The following is a 16907-nucleotide window of genomic DNA, read 5'->3' as shown; positions in this document are numbered from 1 at the left end:
CCAACGTCCTGGAGCCGGAACTCGACCAGAACTGACAAGGAAATCTACAATCGACACCGCGCAACGCCCAACCCCGCCGAATCGGTCACGTTCCCGAAATCGGCGGTCACGTTCGCCGAAATCCGCATTTATCAAGGACATCGCAGCGGCGTACCTCGAGCCGTATGAGTTCGGCGGCAACCACAAGCTGATAGGCCGCGGTAAGACGTGGCTGAACCCGAAAGATCGCAGCCTCCTCAACCAGTACGGGAACTTCAGCAAGTCAGCGATGCAGCGCCTAAGCAGCTCATCGCGCGCGAGGGCGGGCGGTGCTTCATCTGCAATTCGACGGCTGAGCAATCAGGTCATCCGCTCGAGGCCCATCACCATCCGATCGAGCGCTCGCTCGCGGAAATGATCGACTGGAACCGCTTCAAGCAAGACGCGCTCGCCGGGTTCTGGGGCGCACGAATCCAGACGTTCGACTGGGGCAATTTCACCGATTGGACGCAGTTCGTCGATGACATGACGGTCAACGGCATGTTGCTCTGCAAGGCGCATCACATCGGCAAAGACGAAGGGCTGCACGCGATGCCGTTTCCGCTTTGGGTGGCCCAGAAGTACGCGAAGGAGGGCTACCAGTTCACCCCCACTGAAGTCATTCACCACGCGACATAGGAGCATTCATGAATCGAGCGATCATCAGCGGCGGCCTCACGGTTTCGGCCGCCGACATCATCCCGACGGTCGATTGGGCAATGACCGGCTTTCACGGCGGGCCGCCGGCGAACCTGTCCGGACTCATCGCTGGCGCGATCGTGATGGCGATTCACGCTGCGTACAACTGGTTTGCGGACCGCCGCGCCGCAAGCCAGGCCGCTCAACCAGCCGTTCAGCAGTAATCCTCTTGCCGCATTCGCGACACATCTGAAGGAAATCCCATGAAGAAGATTCTCGCCGCTTTTGCGGCAGGCCTCGTCGCGCTCGCGCTCGGCGCATGCACGACCGCTCAGCAGACCAAGGTCGCGGCCGTCGCCACGACGATCAACGGGCAGGTGAAGAAGGCCTGCTCGGTGTTTCAGCCGGTTTCGTCTGACGTCGCAGCTCTCTATGCACTGAACCCGAAGATAGATGCTGCGATCGACGGCATCAACGCGCTTTGCGTCGCCAATGCGGCGATCGATCCGTCGACGGTTGAGACGCTGTCCGGGACGACGTTGCCGGCGGCGATCAAAGCGCTCGCGTCGATTCCTGGTCTGACGGTGGCGCAAATCAACCAGGTGGGCGGCGTCCTGACCGTTATCAACACGACGCTCGCGATCGGTCTGCAGGTGTACGCCCCAGCGGTCTCGACGCCGGCCGCGTCGGCTGCGGCCGCCGCCTCGATGCCGCTTGCCGGTACGCCGCTGCAATGACGCCGCGCGACTTCGCGCTGCTGGCGCAAGAGGCCTATACCGCGAAGCCCGAAATCGGGATCGCGGATAGCGCTTCGCGTGCCATCGTGCGGCAGACTGCGGCCGGCCTTGTCGTCGCCTTTCCTGGTACCGACAACGTGCCGTGCTGGCTCGCGGACCTAGACATTCGGCAGGTGTCGGTCGAGGGCGTCGGCGAAGTGCATCGCGGATTCTGGCAGGCGTGGCAGGCGATCGCGCCGGCGGTGACGAATGCCGTCGGTGCGCAGCCGGTTACGCTGGTAGGCCACAGCCTCGGCGCTGCCATCGCGATCATGGCAGCGGTGTCGATGACGCTTGCCGGCAAGCCGCCGGCCGCAGTGTACGGATTCGAGCCGCCGCGCGTGAGTTCGGGAATCGGCGTGCGCACGCTGCTGTCAAACGTGCACGTGCGTCTATACAAGAACGGCAACGACATCGTGCCGGACGTCCCGCTGGGTTTGAGCCATGCCGCGCTGCTGACGCAGATCGGCAGGCCCGCGCTGCCGATCGCCAATGTGCAGGACCATATGATTGACCGAGTGATCGCTGCTTTGGGCGCCCGACCAGCGGTTCTACGTCTGGATTGCGGATGACGACGTCGAATCGGCCGCACACGTCAACGTGGCCTATGATCGTCGCACGTAAAACTAGACTGCTATCCCTTGATGCGCATTCGACGCATCTGCTCGCCGGATCAACCAACGTCCGACGATTCGTGTCATTGGCCGCTCGAGCAGGTGGTAACAAGCGAAGGCGACAAGAATCGAACTCACCACTACCGCGATACAGACGAGATCGCCGGGCAGTTGATGTTGCTGATCGGCCGTTTGGATCAGCTTCAGCACAAGCGGAAATGTGAGGATGTGCGTCAGATATAAAGAGTAAGATGCATCCCCCAATCTACCAAGCAACCTGCCCCAGCGAATTCGAGCCTCCATCGCGAGAGCAACAACCACAATCGCGAATGCCGGTAGCCCGAATACAAAGAACCTGTTGTCGTCGGTAAGCGTTGGCGCGTACGTCTTTCTGAGCGCAACGACACCAAGCAACACGACCAGCACGACTACGAGCGGGATGCGCTTTCCTTTCGCATAGTACGTACCCACGAAGCAGCCCGCGACAAACTCAAGCACGATCGGGTTCGTATAGAAGAGAAACGGCAGGCTTGCGCCGTGCACGAGCCGCATGAGTGAAGTGATGCCGAGAACTGTCGCGACCACGACCAGCGGTCGACCCGTGACGCACATCGCAACAGCAAACACAATATAGAACCATACCTCGTAATTCAGCGTCCAACCGACATTGAGTGCTGGGGCAATCAATCCGGACCAGTTCAGCGAAGGCACGAATAGGAATGAAGTTACCACGTGCCAAAGACTGAAACGCGGATCTCCAAATGTCCACGGAACAAAGACCGAGGGCTTGATGGCGAGAACCACGACGAGCAGCGCGGTGAGCGCCCAATACAGCGGAACTACGCGCGCGATTCGAGCTAGCATGAATTTCCTCGCTCCCCCGAACCCCGGCGGCTCGCCGTAGCTTACGAGCGCAATGACGAAACCCGAGATGACGAAGAAGATGTCAACGCCGAGTTCGCCATATCGGGAGACGTGCGGGAATATATGAGACGCCCATCCGTACAGGCTAACGTTCCCGTCTGCGTGGAACGCCACGACCCCAAGTGCCGCGATGGCGCGGAGCACCTGTATCGATTCATACCGCTTCGTTGTCATTTCTGGCCGATGTAATTTTTGGAAAGCCAGATTTTACCTGCCAAGCTTAGAGCTGGAACTGGTGCACCACTGAAGGGTCACTTTCCCCCAACCACGGCCGTACATGCGTCCATACTGCCGTAGTTCGAGGGCGGGGCGCACGGTGAGCCGCGCACTGGCACGTTTTGTTTGATAACTGCGATCGCGGCGTCGCGCAGCACGTTGACGACCATGGCGCAGTTGGGGTCGCGCAATGGTCGGTTCGAGGAGGGCCATACCGTGCGGCCAGGCGTCAGTCGTGCGGCGCGCGGTTCAAATACCTGCGCATCGATTTTGGCGATCGAGTTACGAGGGCTTGCCAGCTCTCGCTGCGCGTCAATCACACAACCGCGATCTCAAGATGCTTGCCTAGCGCCTCCAGCGCCTCGGCAATCGTATCGATCTTGGTTGCATGTCCAATATCCACTATCCGGTTGACGGCCTGCGGGCTCGTATTGAGTCTCCTAGCGAGCTCTGCGGGCGTCACCTTCTGGCCAATCATCTCATTCAGCAGCAGGACCTTCGCCGATGCGCTTGCGGGCAGCGCCACCAACTCCTCGCCCTTTTTGACCTTCGAAGGCGTCGGGACGGTTCGCCTATCCTCGAAATAGAAGTCCATTGCGGTCAGTAGGGCGTCGGCGGCCATCTCGCGGGCTTCTTCGATGGTCGATCCGCCAGTTAGAGCCTCGGGAATGTCCCGAAACGAAACGGCGAATCCGTCGCCGTCCGGCTCAAACAGTGCTGGGTATCTCAGCATAGGGTCAATCCAGTTCAATCTCCGCCCCAATCTCCCGCATCTTTGCGAGCACCCTCTCGAGCTCGTCCGGCGTAAGCGCAAGCCTCGCCGCACCGAAGAACATGATCTGGGGACTCATTTCACGCGGCTCTGCGCCGCCTGTGTATTTGCGCCATTGCTGGCCACCCGCGACGCCGAACAGGTCGGCCATTTGTTCGCCGGTGCGGCCAAGAGAATCTTTGAGGCGCTGAAACGCTTCCGGTCCGGGAGATGTATATTTCATGTGAAAAAGCCGCCTTGCGGCGGCCCTCGGACTTAGCTGAACAGGAACTTGCTGACCGTCATTACCGCGATGATCAGACCACTTGCCCATACGAAGGGCATCCAGCGCGATTCGAGATTCAGCTTCTGGGTCTCAGCCATCAGCTTCGCGATTTCCGCTTCTGTCTTGACGATGTCCAAGGTCTTTTCCATGTTGACTTCCTTTCGGGGTGTCGGGCCGCGCGGTGTGCGCTACCTCTGAGATGTATATTAGCACCAACGGTGCTAATGTCAAAGCCTTTTTTTCTCAGTCGTCGATAGAATGGTTAAAAGCCCGGATGGAAGCGTTTGGGGCCTCGCCACGGGAACGCGTCTAGTATCGACTGCAGGATTTCCTGCGCTCTTGTCATCGACGCAGCGGAGACTTCGATCTCGGCCAAAGCGCCGTCTGGCCCCGTAATGGTGTACCGGCGCCCCTTAAGAGCCCCAATCACAAATCCTCCCACCGGAGCGCTGATTTCGTCGTTCACGATTGGGTGCGGAATGATCTGCCGCTCCCGTCCTCGCTCCGAGGCCTTTCCTCGCTCGCGCTCATCTCTGTGTTGTTCTGAGTCGCGGCCGTGTTTCAGCCTCGGAAATGCCAATTCAAACCTGTCAAACTCGGCACGTACTGTGGCCGGTGCATCCGCTTGCCCGGCAAGCGTCTTTAGTCGCTTGCGGATACCCTCCATTGCGTGCACGAAGGACCGCGCGTGAATGTGCGGTCGCCGACTTGCTAATGACGCAGGCATTTGTCGTGCCGCCTCGTGTTCCTGAATGATGCGACGGTGGGCTTCGAAAGAGATTTCATCGAAATCAGCGTGCGGACACTCTTTGCGTATGCGCGCCTTCATGTCCCGTAATCGCGCAGAGCGACTAAGGCGCTGCTCCACGATTCCCGTCGGGCCCGGAATTATGGGCGACGCATGCACTTCGTCAAACTCGATGAGAGCGACGTTTGCATCGGCGAACTGTTCTACGATGAAGTCGAGGGCGGAGCCTAGCTGAAAGGCAACGTCGGGGTCAGGAAAATCAAGCCTTGTCCCGGGATAGGTAAGTCCGAAGATTTGCACAGCGGCCTCCAGCGAAGCGATGAAGAGGGAATGCCTAAGCAACGGATGCATTGACGGGACCGCCAAGGCGATCCTTGCGTACGACCGCTGACGCGGCGAAGTAGTGCGGCTGGAAGCCGACTGGCAAGTGATGCACGGAGGAGGTCATGGACTCGCCGGCTTTCCGCCCATCGCGCCAAGTCTGATCTTCTCGGCAAGCATAGCGTCTACCAGCTTCTGAATCGACGCCTTCAGGTTCCCGTCTTCGCGGTTCCACATTGCCAGTTGCGCAGCTAGGGCGCCTGCGTGTGCCTCGCGCATGATCTGCCGCGCGCGATGCACTTCGAGGATGAGTCTCCGCACGTTGTCGTCGCGATATTCGTGCCAGAGGGAACGCAACTCGGCGTCCATCACCACAGGAAATTCTTCAGGGGTAAGTCGCATGGCGCTGCGCGTACTGTATGGATGTACAGTATATATCGGTTGGCGTATGAGGCCGCCGCGCAGCCCGATTGCCAAAATGGGAATTTTGGCGGGAACGCAAACAGAAAAGGCACTGTGTTTTTGCACAGTGCCTTTTTGTAAGCGCTTGAAACGCTTGAGAATTCTTTGGGGTGGCTGATGGGACTCGAACCCACGACGACAGGAATCACAATCCTGGACTCTACCAACTGAGCTACAGCCACCACTAACATCCGCTTGACTTGCTTTAAAAACCTGTCTCGCCGACGAAGAAACGAGATTATAGGGACTAGATTTTGGTTTGCCTAGTCCTTTATTCAAAAACTTCGAGAGGCTCGCGCAGATGCTGTCTCGCTTCGTCGAAGATGGTCAGATCGCGGGCCGCAAGCCGCTTGCTGTCGGACAAAACGCGACGCCAACCGCGTGCGCCCGCTTCGCCGCGATACAGCCCGAGCGCATGGCGCGTGATCGCGCCGAGATAGGTGCCGCGCGCCATTTCGGTCGCGCAATACTCGATCAGTTTCGCTTCGACCTGGTCGCGCGTCAGCGGCGGTTGCGTCGACCCATAGAAGCGCGCGTCGACATCGGCGAGCACGTACGGGTTGTGATACGCCTCGCGACCGAGCATCACGCCGTCGACGTGCTGAAGATGCATGTCGACTTCGTCGAGCGTCTTGATGCCGCCATTGATGATGATCTCCAACTGCGGAAAATCGCGCTTCAGCTGATACGCGTAGTCGTACTTGAGCGGCGGGATCTCGCGGTTTTCCTTCGGGCTCAAGCCCTTTAGGATCGCGTTGCGCGCATGAACGATAAACACCTCGCAGCCCGCTTGCGCGATCATGCCGACGAAATCGCGGACGAAGCCGTATTCCTCGACCGTATCCACACCGATGCGGTGCTTGACCGTGACCGGCACCGATACGACGTCGCGCATCGCCTTCACGCAATCGGCGACGAGTTGCGGCTCGTTCATCAGGCATGCGCCGAACGCGCCGCGTTGCACGCGCTCGGACGGGCAGCCGCAATTCAGGTTGATTTCGTCATAGCCCCATTGCTCGCCGAGTTTTGCCGAACGCGCGAGATCGTCAGGCTCGCTGCCGCCGAGTTGCAGCGCGACCGGCGCTTCTTCGGGCGTGAAAGCGAGATGACGCGCCACATCGCCGTGCAGCAGCGCACCGGTCGTCACCATTTCCGTGTAAAGCCACGTATGGCGCGAAATCATTCGATGCAGCGAGCGGCAGTGACGATCCGTCCAGTCCATCATCGGGGCAACGGACACGCGGCGGGGGCTGGGAGTGCGGGGTAAAGACATGGAACGGCCGAGCGGGCTTGAATCAAAACGGTAATTTTACCGCAAGGCCAGAAACCGCCGGGCGCGCTGAAGCCGTGTCATTGTCGCGACAGGGGCGGACACCGGTTCGTCGATGCATCAAGACCTCAATGCCTGAATGCCTCAGTGTCCATGTCCCCCCATTCCGCCACCACCGGTCCACGCGCTGCCGCCGCCGTGCATGCCGCCGAAGCCGCCACCGTGCCATCCGCCGGTCCCGCCATGCCATCCGCCGTGGCCGCCGTGCCAACCACCGCCATGCCATCCGCCATGCCCGCCGTGCCAATAGCCATGTCCGTAATAGCAGCATGGGCCGCCAAAACCGCCGTAGAAACCAACCGAGCCGTACACCGGCCCGTAGTAAGGCGGTCCGTACGCGTAGGGATAATAGGGTTGCGCATAGCCGTAGTCCGCTGGCGGCGCGACGGCGCATCCAGTGACGCTCGCTGCTACGGCCGCCGCTAGCAGCGTCATCGATGCAATGAGCCTGGTCACGATTTTCTCCTCCAAGTAAACCTGAGAAAGACCGCGCGCAACGGAGTTCAGCCGCGTTTGTGTCCGAGCGTTACCGGCGTTGGCGCGGCGCTCCGCGCTCAGGGCCGCGACCATGCGAGCCGTTGCCGCGACGCTCGACCTTTCCGCCAATCTTCCCGCGTCTAATCGTACGGCGCTGCGGTAACACTTCGTTAATCATTCGAAACGCTACTCAAGGGCAGCGCTGCTAACTTCCGCCGGACGATTCGTCTCTTGAGTCGCAAGCGATGCGACGTCGAGGCATTGAACAAAGCGGACGCGGCGCAGTAGGGCGCGCTCGGCGCGGACTAACTGTCATCGCACCTACGGTCAGTCGACGGCGCACTGACGGCGCGTTCTTCCCCGGGCGCGATGCTCGAGATCGCGTACGAGGAACTGGTCGACGATTTCGAAGCGAACGCACTCGCATTTCCTGAGACGACGCGGCCTGTGAGCACCGCGAGTTCGGCGCAGGTGCGCCGACCGTTGTACCGCACGTCGATGCGGCGCTGGCAGCCGCGACGCGAATTGCTCGAACCGCTATGGGAAGTTTTCGGCGCCGAGCTGACGGCGGTCGACGCTCAGTGCGCGATCACCGACACGTGATGCAGCCACGGGTACACCCCGGCAATGAACGCCGCGTAGATCGCCGCCATCGTCACGCCGGCGGCCGTGCCCCAAACGTCGCGCGACGCCGCGCCCTGGCGGAAATGCACGGGCAGTCCGACCACGACGTAGCCGATCACGAAGAACAGGATGACCGCGCGCACCGGCGACAGATCGTGACCGATGAAGTCGAGCAATGCGGACAGGTTGAATTGCGACATGGATACAGGCAGTCACGAAGGCGGGGGATCGCACAGCGCCGGAACACAAGGAAACAGTGGAGCGAACGATGACTGAACCGCTTCACTATCGACGTTCCACAGCGCGACGACCTATGCCGATTAAAGGCCATGCAAACGCGATCCGCAAGGAAAAAACCTGTATGAATTCGGACTGCCCGACATTGCTTGCAGCTTGCCTGCGCCGCGACTTTCAGCGCGCTTGGCAACGCTTTCACGCAGACGGATTCAGCCCTCGTTGGGCTTCGGTTTGCGCAACGGATCGAGCAGCGGTTTCAAACCGTTGTGATCGATCTCGTGCATCAACGCGAGTAGCCGGCCGATCTCGCCGGGCGGAAAGCCCTGGCTCGCGAACCAGTTCAAATAGTGGCCGGGCAGGTCGGCGATCACGCGGCCTTTATATTTCCCGTAGGGCATCACGCGCGTGACCAGCAATTCGAGGTGTTCGTGATTCATGGCAACGAAGTCATGATGAAGCGAGCGTCTTGAGCGCAAAGCATGTACTGCGCAACTCGCCAGGCGGCGCGCAGCAACGCATGGCCCCGCATTCTAGCCTTGCTGCAGGTAATGCGCCGGCGTGGTAACGTCTGCGCTTTCCGTTCACCTCTTCAACAGGACAAGTTAGATGGAATACCGTAGACTCGGCGACTCCGACGTGCAGGTCAGCCTGATTGGTCTCGGCACGATGACGTGGGGCGAGCAGAACACCGAGCAGGAAGCGCACGCGCAGATCGACTACGCGCTCGATCACGGCGTGAACCTGATCGACACCGCCGAAATGTATCCGGTGCCGCCGCGCGCCGAAACGCAAGGTTCGACGGAGCGCTACATCGGCACGTGGCTCGCGCAGCACAAGAGCGCGCGCGAGAAGATCGTGCTCGCCACCAAGATCGCGGGTCCCGCGCGTCAGCCGCACAATCCGCGTCATATTCGCGGCGAAGGGAACCAGTTCGACCGCAAGAATCTGACCGAGGCGCTCAACGACAGCCTCAAACGTCTGCAGACGGATTACGTCGATCTGTATCAGCTGCACTGGCCCGATCGCAGCACGATGACCTTCGGCCGTGCGTCGTATCCGTGGGTCGACGACGCGTACACGGTGCCGATCGAGGAAACGCTGACGGTGCTTGCCGAATTCGTGAAGGCTGGCAAGGTGCGCCATGTCGGCGTGTCGAACGAAACGCCGTGGGGTGTCGCGCAGTTTCTGCGCGCGGCCGAAAAACTCGGCTTGCCGCGCATCGTCAGCATCCAGAATCCGTACAGCCTGTTGAACCGCACCTACGAGGCAGGTCTGTCCGAGTACGCGCATCGCGACAATATCGGTTTGCTCGCGTATTCGCCGCTCGCGTTCGGCTGGCTGTCGGGCAAGTACGAAGGCGGCGCGCGTCCGGCCGGCGCACGCATCACGCTGTTCGAGCGCTTCGCGCGCTACAGCAAGCCGCAAGCCGTGCAGGCGACCACGCGTTATGTCGAGCTCGCGAAGCGCCACGGCATGTCGCCCGCGCAATTCGCGCTCGCGTTCGTCAATAGCCGGCCGTTCGTGACCAGCAATCTGATCGGCGCGACGTCGCTCGAGCAGTTGAAGGAAAACGTCGCCAGCGCGGACGTGAAGCTGTCGCCCGAAGTGCTTGCGGAAATCGACAAGCTGCACGAGCTGCAGCCGAATCCGGCGCCTTGATGTCGATGTAAGCGCGACCCGCTTGCCGCGGTGGCCCCGGTCGAATGTCGGGGCCGGCCGCGGCGGGCACAGCGAATCAATCGGCGCTAGCCGAACTCAACTCGCGGCCTTTGCCGCATCCACGACCTCGCGCTTCGCCGCAAGCGGCGCATTCTCGCCGAGATCCCAGAACAGTCCCGCCATCATCTGCAGACCCTCGCGCACCACCGGGCCGAGAAGATGCTCGTTCGGCGCATGCTGCGAGCAGGCCGGATAGGAATGCGGCACCCAGATCGTCGGCAGACCGAGCGTGTCGGCGAATACCTCGTTCGGCAGCGTGCCGCCGAGATTCGGCAGCAGCGCGGTCTTCTTGCCGGTGGTCGCTTCTAGCGACGCGAGCGCCCATCTGACCCACGGATCGTCCGGATCGAGCCGCGTGGCCGGTGCGCCGCGTTCGACGTCGATTTCGACCAGCTGAAAGCCGTGCGCATCGAGATGCGCGCGCAGATGCTTGGCGAGGTTTTCCCAATCGGTGCCGACCACGAAACGCAACTGGCAGACCGCGAACGCCGACGGCGGAATCGCGTTGACCGGGTTCTCCGGATTGCCCGCCTTGAAGGCCAGCACTTCGAAGCTGTTCCAGCCGAACACGCGCTCGGGCGCGGAAAGACCCGGTTCGCCCCAGTTGTCGTCGACGGTCGGGTCGCCGGGACCGTCGCCCACCGTGATGTCGGCAAGCGCGCGGCGCACGGCCTCGGGGATCGGCGGCGGACGCAGGCCGTCGACTGCGATCACGCCGCGCGCATCGACCAGACTCGCGAGCGCGTTGGCGAGCACCGTCGCCGGATTGCGCAGCAGGCCGCCCCAGTTGCCCGAGTGATGCGCGCCGTCGCGCAGGTTCAGCGACAGCTTGAAATTGACCGCGCCGCGCGAGCCGAGAAACACGGTCGGACGACGCGCGGCGAGACGCGGGCCGTCGGAGGCGATCAGCACGTCGGCGGCGAGCTCGTCGCGGTGCGCGCGGCAGATCGCATCGAGCCCCGGCGAGCCCGTTTCCTCGCCCATTTCGATCAGCAGCTTCGTGTTGAAGCCGAGCTTGCCGTCGCGCGCGGCGAGCGTGCACGCGAGCGCGGCGAGGTTGATCGAGTGCTGGCCTTTGTTGTCGGCGGTGCCGCGACCGAACCAGCGCTCGCCTTCGACGGTCACCGCCCACGGCGTCAGCGGCGCGCGCCACTGGGTGTCGTAACCGCGCACGACGTCGCCGTGGCCATAGATCAGCGCGGTCGGCAGATGATCGCCTTCGTGACGGTTCGCGATCAGGAACGGACCGAAGCCATCGACCGGGTTATCGACGATGCGCGCGCCGAAGCCGAGGCGCTCCGCTGCGGGTTGGATTTCGTCGGTCAGATAAGACAGCAGCAGCGCGCCGCGATCGCTTTCCTGGCTTTCGGTGCGAATGCCGACGCGGCGGTTCAGGTCGGCGAGAAAAGCGCCGGATTCGAAGTGCCGGGTGGCAAGCTCGATCGCCTGGTTGCGGCTCATGTCGATGTCTCCAATGCGGGGGGATGGGTGAGGCCGGCAGAGAGCCGCGGCCCGATGGCATGGTCTTCGGGCGAATTGCCCGCGATGCCATTGCGACCGATTCTAGAAGCGCGTCATTTTTGTCACAATGATCATGTTTCGAAGCTTGCATTGCCGCAAAGGCAAAGCGTCGCTACACCATTGCAACCGATTCGATCGAGGCGTCCCGGATGGCACGTTCACTGCATGGCATCGCGTTGCGTTATTTCGTCGAAGTCGCGCGCAGCGGTTCGCTGAGCGACGCATCCGAACGGCTGCATGTCGCGGTATCGGCGCTCAGCCGGCAGATCGCGCGGCTCGAGAGCGAACTCGGCGTCACGCTGTTCGAGCGGCGTCCGCGCGGCATGGCGCTGTCAGAGGCCGGCGAGCGGCTGCTCGCGTACGCACAACGCAGCCTGCTCGAAGCCGAGCACGTGATGAAGGAGCTAAGCGGCCTCGCGAGTCTGCACGGCAGCCGGATCAAGATCGCAACGGCCGAGGGCTTCGCGGTCGACTTCCTGCCCGCCGCGATCGCGGATTTCCGCGCCGAGCATCCCGGCATCGATTTCACGCTGACCGTGATGTCGCCGGCCGACGCGACCCGCCATGTGCGCGACGGTGACGTCGACATCGCGTTGTCGTTCAGCCTCGCGCCGGAGAAGGGCGTCAAGGTGGAGCACACCGAACGCGCGCCGGTGTTCGTGCTGGTGCGCGCCGATCATCCGCTCGCGGCGCGCGCGAAGCTGTCGCTCGCCGAGGTGAGCGGTTATCCGCTGGTGTTGTCGGAGACTGGCACAACCCTTCGCCAGTTGATCGACATCACCTGCGCGCTCGAAGGCATCCTGCTCGAGCCGGACCTGATCTGCAACAACAGCGGCGCGAGCTATCGCTATGCGCAGAAGTCCGGCGCGATCATGTTCACGGGGCTGCTATCGGTGCGCGACCGCTATGCCGACGACGGCTTCGTCGTGATTCCGCTGACCGACCCGCAGATGCGCCAGCGCAGCATCCAGGTGCAGACGATGGCGGGGCGCGAGTTGCCGCCGTCGGTGCGGGCGTTTCGCGACCATCTGATCGCGCGGATCGCGGATCCGAAGCCGGCCGGGGCGCAGGCGTCGAAGGCGGACCGAGGGCGCGGCAAGCGCACGCCGCGGCGCCCGCGAGCCGATGCATGAAATGCGACACATGCCACGCAATAAGCGGCAAATGTTCTCCCTGAATCCGAATCACGACCTAAACTGTGGTGGACGGCAAGGACGGCCCTGAAAAAACGGCCCTGATGGTGCGCGCCACGATCGGGGGAAACGGCAGAACGATGGCAGTCGAAGCGCGGACCGGCCGCGCAGCCCGCGATGCTGCAATGCACATAAGCGGCAACAGATGGACCCAAAAAGAAACGCGGCGCGTCGTCCCAATGGCGCGTTGCCCACAACAGAGCGATAGGACCAACACATCCATGGCGCAACAGAAAACCAATCCGAAACTCGAGCAGGCGCTCACGCGCGGCGATCTCGCGATCCGCCAGGCCAACTCGGCGAGAGCGACCGCGCTGTTGCGTGCGCTCGCCAAGATGATCGTCGATGCGTCGGCGACCATCGGCGTGGAAGCCTTCACATTGATTCACGACGGCGACAAGATCTACGATCCCGCCGATGGTTTATGGCCGCAGGCGTTGCTGATCTCGCTCGACGGTCCGGTCGAGGACGCCGATCCCGACGAATTGCGCACGGTGCGGCTGATCGCGGATGATCCGGCCACCGTGTTCCGGGTCGAATGGCAGCGCGCCGATGGCAAGATCGGGCGTCACGAGGGCGGCCCGTTCGCGACGGTCGCGTTCATCTCCGACGTCGACATTCCGTGGACCGATGACGAGGACTGAGCGCGCGACGATAGCAAACGCGCAGAGCGACGACCGGCGCGTTCGGCTTACTTCATCATGCGGCGCCGAAACAGGATCGCCGACACGATAAAGCCGCCGACTGCATACGCGGCGAGCACGCTCACATGCAGCGCCGCGTGCTCCATCGGCCGGCCGAGCATCGCTGGGCGCATCAGATCGACCGCATTGGCGAGCGGCAGCGCGGCGGTCACCGCTTGCGCGGCGCCGGGCAACTGCGAGATCGGAAAGAACACGCCGGAGAGGAGCAGCATCGGCGTGAGTACGAGGGTCTGATAGAACATGAAAAAGTCGTACGACGGCGCGAGCGCCGTCACGATCATCGCGAGGCTCGCGAACGCGAGACCGGCCAGCACGATGACCGGCAGCGCGAGCAGCATCGACGGAAAACTCGCATAGCCGAGCGCGCCCGCCACCAGCATGATCGCGACACCCGACAACACCGATTTGCTGGCGGCCCACACCACCTCGCCGAGCACGATATCGCCGAGGGTAAGCGGCGTATGCATGATCGCTTCCCACGTCCGCTGCACGTGCATGCGCGAAAAGCCCGAATACATCGACTCGAAGCTCGCTGACATCATCACACTCGACGCCACCGTGCCCGCCGCGAGGAACGAGATATACGACACGCCGTCGACGTGCCCGACCATCAGCCCGAGCCCCAAGCCGAGACCGAACAGATAGATCATCGGATCGGCGAGGTTGCCGAACATCGACGCGATCGCGAGCTTCTTCCACACCAGATAGTTGCGGCGCCACACCGCGATCCAGTGCGTGGCGTTGGCGGGGAAGGCGCCGAACGGCTCTTGTGCCGATGGCGTGCCGTCGTGGGTTTCGTAGGTGCGTGCGTCCATCAAGTGTCTCGCTGCGGGTTCAGTCCTGCATTTCGCGGCCGGTGAGCCGCAGAAACACATCTTCGAGATTCGCCGGCCGATGCAGATAGCGCAAATCCGCGCGCTGCTTCAGGCGCATATGCACGGGCTGTGCGTCGTTCACGTAACAGAACAGGGTCTCGCCGCTGATCTCTATGCGCTCGGCGAGCGGTGCGAGTTCGTCGCGCAATGCAAACGGATCGGGACCGTAGATCTCGATCACGTCGCAGCCGATCTCCGACTCGATCAGCTCGCGCGGCGCGCCTTCGGCGATCTTGCGTCCTTCCTCGATTACGCACAGTCGATGACAAAGCCGTTCGGCTTCTTCCATGAAGTGCGTGGTCAGCAGGATGGTCTTGCCGCGCGCTAGCAGCGATCTCAATCGCTCCCAGATCAGATGGCGCGCTTGCGGGTCGAGACCGGTGGTCGGCTCGTCCATGATCAGCACGTCGGGATCGTTGATCAGCGCGCGTGCGAGCGTGAGGCGCCGCTTCATGCCCCCGGACAGCTCGCTCACGCGCGCGTCCGCCTTGTTCTCGAGGCGGGCGAATTCGAGCAGACCCGGCACCGCCGCGCGACACTGCGCGGCGCTCAGCCCGAAATAGCGGCCGAACACGAGCAGATTTTCACGCACGGTGAAATCGGGATCGAGGTTGTCGAACTGCGGCACCACGCCCACGCGCGAGCGCGCGAGGCGCGCACGGCCCGGGATCGGTTCGCCGCACAGGCGGATCGCGCCGGCGTCGGGCGCCGCGATGCCGAGCAGCATGCGCAGCGTCGTGGTCTTGCCGGCGCCGTTGGGGCCGAGCAGCCCGAAGCATTCGCCGGTATTAACATGAAACGACAAGCCGTCGACGACCGTTTTTTCGCCGTAGCTTTTCCTGACCTGATGGAACTCGATGGGGGCGGCGGGCATGACTCGAGTGAGGCTCCGGGAACAAGACATAACGTACGCACAAGAACAAACAACATACCTGCGACGCACGCATTGCGCACAGGCCGCTTATTCTAGGGTATCGGCCACTGATGCGAGCGGGTGTCCGGGAACGCGTAATGCGTGGGATGCGATGCGTTCGCATACCAAGTTTTGCGGTGCCGCAAACGTGCGCGAACACTGCCTCAGCTGGCCCAACGCTTGTGCAGACGGCGTCAGCACGCACCGACTATGCACTTAGCGTTTTCCATCCCTTGCAAGCCGAATTGCGGCGCACCATGATTGATTCAGACCGCGCTTTCCGCGCGAATGGGAGAAGACAGATGGCGAGCTACCAGAAAATCCTGTTGTGCTACGACGGCTCGCGCGAAGGCCGCAAAGCCCTGCGTTGCGGCGCCGATCTGGCGTTGGACCTGAAGGCGGAAACGCATCTGCTGTCGGTCGTCGACATGCGTTCCAGCATCGCGCAAAGCGCGGGCTTATTGACCGATGTGGCCTGCGGAAGCTTCGAAAAAACGGCCCGCGAAATTCTGCAGGAGGGCGTGAACTGGCTGACCGAGCGGGGCGTGAACGCGCAGGGGCATTTCGCATTTGGTCATCCGATCGACGAGATCGCCAATCTTGCCAACGAGTTGCACGTTGACCTCGTGGTGGTGGGTCATCGCTGCCGGACCGGTTTGTCGCGGTGGTGGATGGGGGCGGGCAACACGCCGCTGCTCGACCGCGTGTCGTGCAGCATTCTGGTGGCGTGCTCTTCCGCGCAGGAGCAGCAGCAGGCGGCCGCGGCGTAATTCGAACAAACCTGACACGCGGCTGGCCGCAATGACCAGCCCGCGCATCCCTTCAGTTCACGGCTTGAACCTCACTCGTTCAGATTGATCGCCGCGAGCTTCCACGTGACCAGACCTTCGCGACGGAAGATGGCCGAATAGTTCGCGTTGCCTTCGCCGCGCCGGTAGGTGACCACAAACTCGTTGAGACTCCGGTAGCCGGCCGTGCTTTGACGCCCGGGCGGCGGCGCGCTTGCCTGCGTGGGGGTGTCGCCCGCGGACGGTGCGGCCGGCGCTTCACCGCCCGCGGCTGGTGGGGCGGACGGTTGCTCGCCCGGTGTGCCGCGCGGCGGCATGCCGTTCAGCAGTGCCGCGACGCCGTCGGGTGTCGCATAGGCATCGACGAGCGGGCCGATCAGTGTCACGCCGATCACCGCGCCGATCGTGGCCATCTTGTTGCCGGCATCCGCCTCGAGTCGGCGCGTCAGCATCGCGCCCACCTGCTGCTTCAGGCTATCGCGTAGCGCGGGGAAGTCGACGTACTGATTGACGGTTTGCACGTCACGCGCGTCTGCCGCGCGTTTCAGATTGTTCACCGCGAGATACGGCGACGCGTAAATAAACCCCAGCGCGGCAATCACGATCACCACGATCAGCGTGATCAGCAGCGGCCGGGTGGCGCTGCCCTGTGTGCGTTTCGGAATGGTCATCGAATGGGACTCCACGTCAGTGATGATCTAACGTCGACCACGGCGAGGTCGAAACGATCCCATCCCACGCGAATCTCTGAACATCCGAAGTGCTTATTGC

General features: G+C 62.4%; 24 protein-coding genes and 1 tRNA gene. 9 read left to right on the top strand and 16 right to left on the bottom strand.

The window, feature by feature from the left end; genetic code table 11:
- Nucleotides 1–207 precede the first annotated feature (207 nt).
- The 4 genes from ACLFKU_RS11910 to ACLFKU_RS11895 are packed head-to-tail and all read left to right on the top strand — an operon-like array spanning nucleotide 208 to nucleotide 2005.
- Nucleotides 208–657 (top strand): hypothetical protein, encoded by a 450-nt coding sequence (locus ACLFKU_RS11910; RefSeq protein WP_410849211.1) that lies wholly within the window; start codon nucleotides 208–210, stop codon nucleotides 655–657.
- A gap of 8 nt (nucleotides 658–665) precedes the next feature.
- A complete protein-coding gene (locus tag ACLFKU_RS11905) occupies nucleotides 666–881 on the top strand; it encodes a hypothetical protein (RefSeq protein WP_410849210.1) in 216 nt (71 codons plus the stop codon).
- A 39-nt stretch (nucleotides 882–920) separates the two neighbouring features.
- Nucleotides 921–1394, top strand: coding sequence for a hypothetical protein (locus tag ACLFKU_RS11900; protein WP_410849209.1), 474 nt, complete (start codon nucleotides 921–923; stop codon nucleotides 1392–1394).
- On the top strand, nucleotides 1391–2005 hold the full coding sequence (locus ACLFKU_RS11895; RefSeq protein WP_410849208.1) for a lipase family protein: 615 nt from the start codon (nucleotides 1391–1393) through the stop codon (nucleotides 2003–2005). Before ACLFKU_RS11900 ends, ACLFKU_RS11895 begins: the two co-directional genes overlap by 4 nt.
- Before the next feature lie 54 nt (nucleotides 2006–2059).
- Here the strand turns inward: ACLFKU_RS11895 and ACLFKU_RS11890 are convergent, their stop codons facing one another.
- From ACLFKU_RS11890 to ACLFKU_RS11845, 10 genes are all read right to left on the bottom strand, one after another.
- Nucleotides 2060–3115: an acyltransferase family protein gene (locus tag ACLFKU_RS11890; RefSeq protein WP_410849207.1), complete on the bottom strand. Its 1056-nt coding sequence runs from the start codon at nucleotides 3113–3115 to the stop codon at nucleotides 2060–2062.
- Nucleotides 3116–3222: 107 nt separating this feature from the next.
- Nucleotides 3223–3507: a hypothetical protein gene (locus ACLFKU_RS11885; RefSeq protein ID WP_410849206.1), complete on the bottom strand. Its 285-nt coding sequence runs from the start codon at nucleotides 3505–3507 to the stop codon at nucleotides 3223–3225.
- Nucleotides 3504–3920, bottom strand: coding sequence for a type II toxin-antitoxin system HicB family antitoxin (locus ACLFKU_RS11880; protein WP_410849205.1), 417 nt, complete (start codon nucleotides 3918–3920; stop codon nucleotides 3504–3506). The genes ACLFKU_RS11885 and ACLFKU_RS11880 overlap by 4 nt, the downstream gene beginning before the upstream one ends.
- 4 nt (nucleotides 3921–3924) lie before the next feature.
- Complete coding sequence (locus ACLFKU_RS11875; protein WP_410849204.1) at nucleotides 3925–4182, bottom strand: hypothetical protein; 258 nt, start codon at nucleotides 4180–4182, stop codon at nucleotides 3925–3927.
- Nucleotides 4183–4214: 32 nt separating this feature from the next.
- The gene (locus ACLFKU_RS11870; RefSeq protein WP_410849203.1) at nucleotides 4215–4373 is read right to left on the bottom strand and encodes a hypothetical protein; all 159 of its coding nucleotides are present in this window, start codon (nucleotides 4371–4373) and stop codon (nucleotides 4215–4217) included.
- Nucleotides 4374–4486: 113 nt separating this feature from the next.
- Nucleotides 4487–5323 (bottom strand): hypothetical protein, encoded by an 837-nt coding sequence (locus tag ACLFKU_RS11865; protein ID WP_410849202.1) that lies wholly within the window; start codon nucleotides 5321–5323, stop codon nucleotides 4487–4489.
- Nucleotides 5324–5416: 93 nt separating this feature from the next.
- Nucleotides 5417–5695 carry a hypothetical protein gene (locus ACLFKU_RS11860; protein ID WP_410849201.1) on the bottom strand — a complete coding sequence of 93 codons (279 nt, stop codon included), beginning with the start codon at nucleotides 5693–5695 and terminating at the stop codon, nucleotides 5417–5419.
- A 166-nt stretch (nucleotides 5696–5861) separates the two neighbouring features.
- A tRNA-His gene (locus ACLFKU_RS11855) sits at nucleotides 5862–5937 on the bottom strand.
- An 89-nt stretch (nucleotides 5938–6026) separates the two neighbouring features.
- Nucleotides 6027–7028 (bottom strand): tRNA dihydrouridine(20/20a) synthase DusA, encoded by a 1002-nt coding sequence (gene dusA, locus ACLFKU_RS11850; protein ID WP_410849200.1) that lies wholly within the window; start codon nucleotides 7026–7028, stop codon nucleotides 6027–6029.
- A gap of 141 nt (nucleotides 7029–7169) precedes the next feature.
- Nucleotides 7170–7541, bottom strand: a complete 372-nt coding sequence (locus tag ACLFKU_RS11845; RefSeq protein WP_368582835.1) for a hypothetical protein — start codon at nucleotides 7539–7541, stop codon at nucleotides 7170–7172.
- Between the two features lie 390 nt (nucleotides 7542–7931).
- Between ACLFKU_RS11845 and ACLFKU_RS11840 the strand changes: the two genes are divergently transcribed.
- Nucleotides 7932–8165, top strand: coding sequence for a hypothetical protein (locus ACLFKU_RS11840; protein WP_410849199.1), 234 nt, complete (start codon nucleotides 7932–7934; stop codon nucleotides 8163–8165).
- Here ACLFKU_RS11840 and ACLFKU_RS11835 read toward each other — a convergent pair.
- Nucleotides 8141–8386: a hypothetical protein gene (locus ACLFKU_RS11835; RefSeq protein ID WP_176367880.1), complete on the bottom strand. Its 246-nt coding sequence runs from the start codon at nucleotides 8384–8386 to the stop codon at nucleotides 8141–8143. The genes ACLFKU_RS11840 and ACLFKU_RS11835 overlap by 25 nt on opposite strands.
- 246 nt (nucleotides 8387–8632) lie before the next feature.
- Complete coding sequence (locus tag ACLFKU_RS11830; protein WP_368582837.1) at nucleotides 8633–8860, bottom strand: DUF3820 family protein; 228 nt, start codon at nucleotides 8858–8860, stop codon at nucleotides 8633–8635.
- 169 nt (nucleotides 8861–9029) lie between these two features.
- Here ACLFKU_RS11830 and ACLFKU_RS11825 point away from each other — a divergent pair, with 169 nt between their 5' ends.
- A complete protein-coding gene (locus ACLFKU_RS11825) occupies nucleotides 9030–10082 on the top strand; it encodes an NADP(H)-dependent aldo-keto reductase (RefSeq protein WP_410849198.1) in 1053 nt (350 codons plus the stop codon).
- A 96-nt stretch (nucleotides 10083–10178) separates the two neighbouring features.
- On the opposite strand, the gene ACLFKU_RS11820 is transcribed toward ACLFKU_RS11825, so the two are convergent.
- Nucleotides 10179–11603, bottom strand: a complete 1425-nt coding sequence (locus ACLFKU_RS11820) for a M20 family metallopeptidase (protein WP_410849197.1) — start codon at nucleotides 11601–11603, stop codon at nucleotides 10179–10181.
- A 209-nt stretch (nucleotides 11604–11812) separates the two neighbouring features.
- Between ACLFKU_RS11820 and ACLFKU_RS11815 the strand changes: the two genes are divergently transcribed.
- Together ACLFKU_RS11815 and ACLFKU_RS11810 are read left to right on the top strand one after the other, a co-directional pair.
- The gene (locus tag ACLFKU_RS11815) at nucleotides 11813–12796 is read left to right on the top strand and encodes a LysR family transcriptional regulator (protein WP_410849196.1); all 984 of its coding nucleotides are present in this window, start codon (nucleotides 11813–11815) and stop codon (nucleotides 12794–12796) included.
- Between the two features lie 281 nt (nucleotides 12797–13077).
- Nucleotides 13078–13500: a hypothetical protein gene (locus tag ACLFKU_RS11810; RefSeq protein WP_013089291.1), complete on the top strand. Its 423-nt coding sequence runs from the start codon at nucleotides 13078–13080 to the stop codon at nucleotides 13498–13500.
- Between the two features lie 47 nt (nucleotides 13501–13547).
- Here ACLFKU_RS11810 and ACLFKU_RS11805 read toward each other — a convergent pair whose 3' ends face one another.
- Together ACLFKU_RS11805 and nodI are read right to left on the bottom strand one after the other, a co-directional pair.
- Complete coding sequence (locus ACLFKU_RS11805; protein ID WP_410849195.1) at nucleotides 13548–14375, bottom strand: ABC transporter permease; 828 nt, start codon at nucleotides 14373–14375, stop codon at nucleotides 13548–13550.
- Between the two features lie 19 nt (nucleotides 14376–14394).
- Nucleotides 14395–15309: a nodulation factor ABC transporter ATP-binding protein NodI gene (gene nodI / locus ACLFKU_RS11800; protein WP_410849194.1), complete on the bottom strand. Its 915-nt coding sequence runs from the start codon at nucleotides 15307–15309 to the stop codon at nucleotides 14395–14397.
- A gap of 341 nt (nucleotides 15310–15650) precedes the next feature.
- Here nodI and ACLFKU_RS11795 point away from each other — a divergent pair, with 341 nt between their 5' ends.
- A complete protein-coding gene (locus tag ACLFKU_RS11795) occupies nucleotides 15651–16118 on the top strand; it encodes a universal stress protein (protein WP_013089294.1) in 468 nt (155 codons plus the stop codon).
- A gap of 71 nt (nucleotides 16119–16189) precedes the next feature.
- On the opposite strand, the gene ACLFKU_RS11790 is transcribed toward ACLFKU_RS11795, so the two are convergent.
- The gene (locus ACLFKU_RS11790) at nucleotides 16190–16807 is read right to left on the bottom strand and encodes a DUF2939 domain-containing protein (RefSeq protein WP_368582843.1); all 618 of its coding nucleotides are present in this window, start codon (nucleotides 16805–16807) and stop codon (nucleotides 16190–16192) included.
- Nucleotides 16808–16907 lie beyond the last annotated feature (100 nt).

The sequence above is a fragment of the Paraburkholderia sp. EG304 genome (genome assembly GCF_046543485.1).
Classification (GTDB): Bacteria; Pseudomonadota; Gammaproteobacteria; order Burkholderiales; family Burkholderiaceae; genus Paraburkholderia; species Paraburkholderia youngii.
The sequence above is the reverse complement of the archived record's forward strand: the minus strand, read 5'-3'. Positions and strand labels throughout refer to the sequence as shown.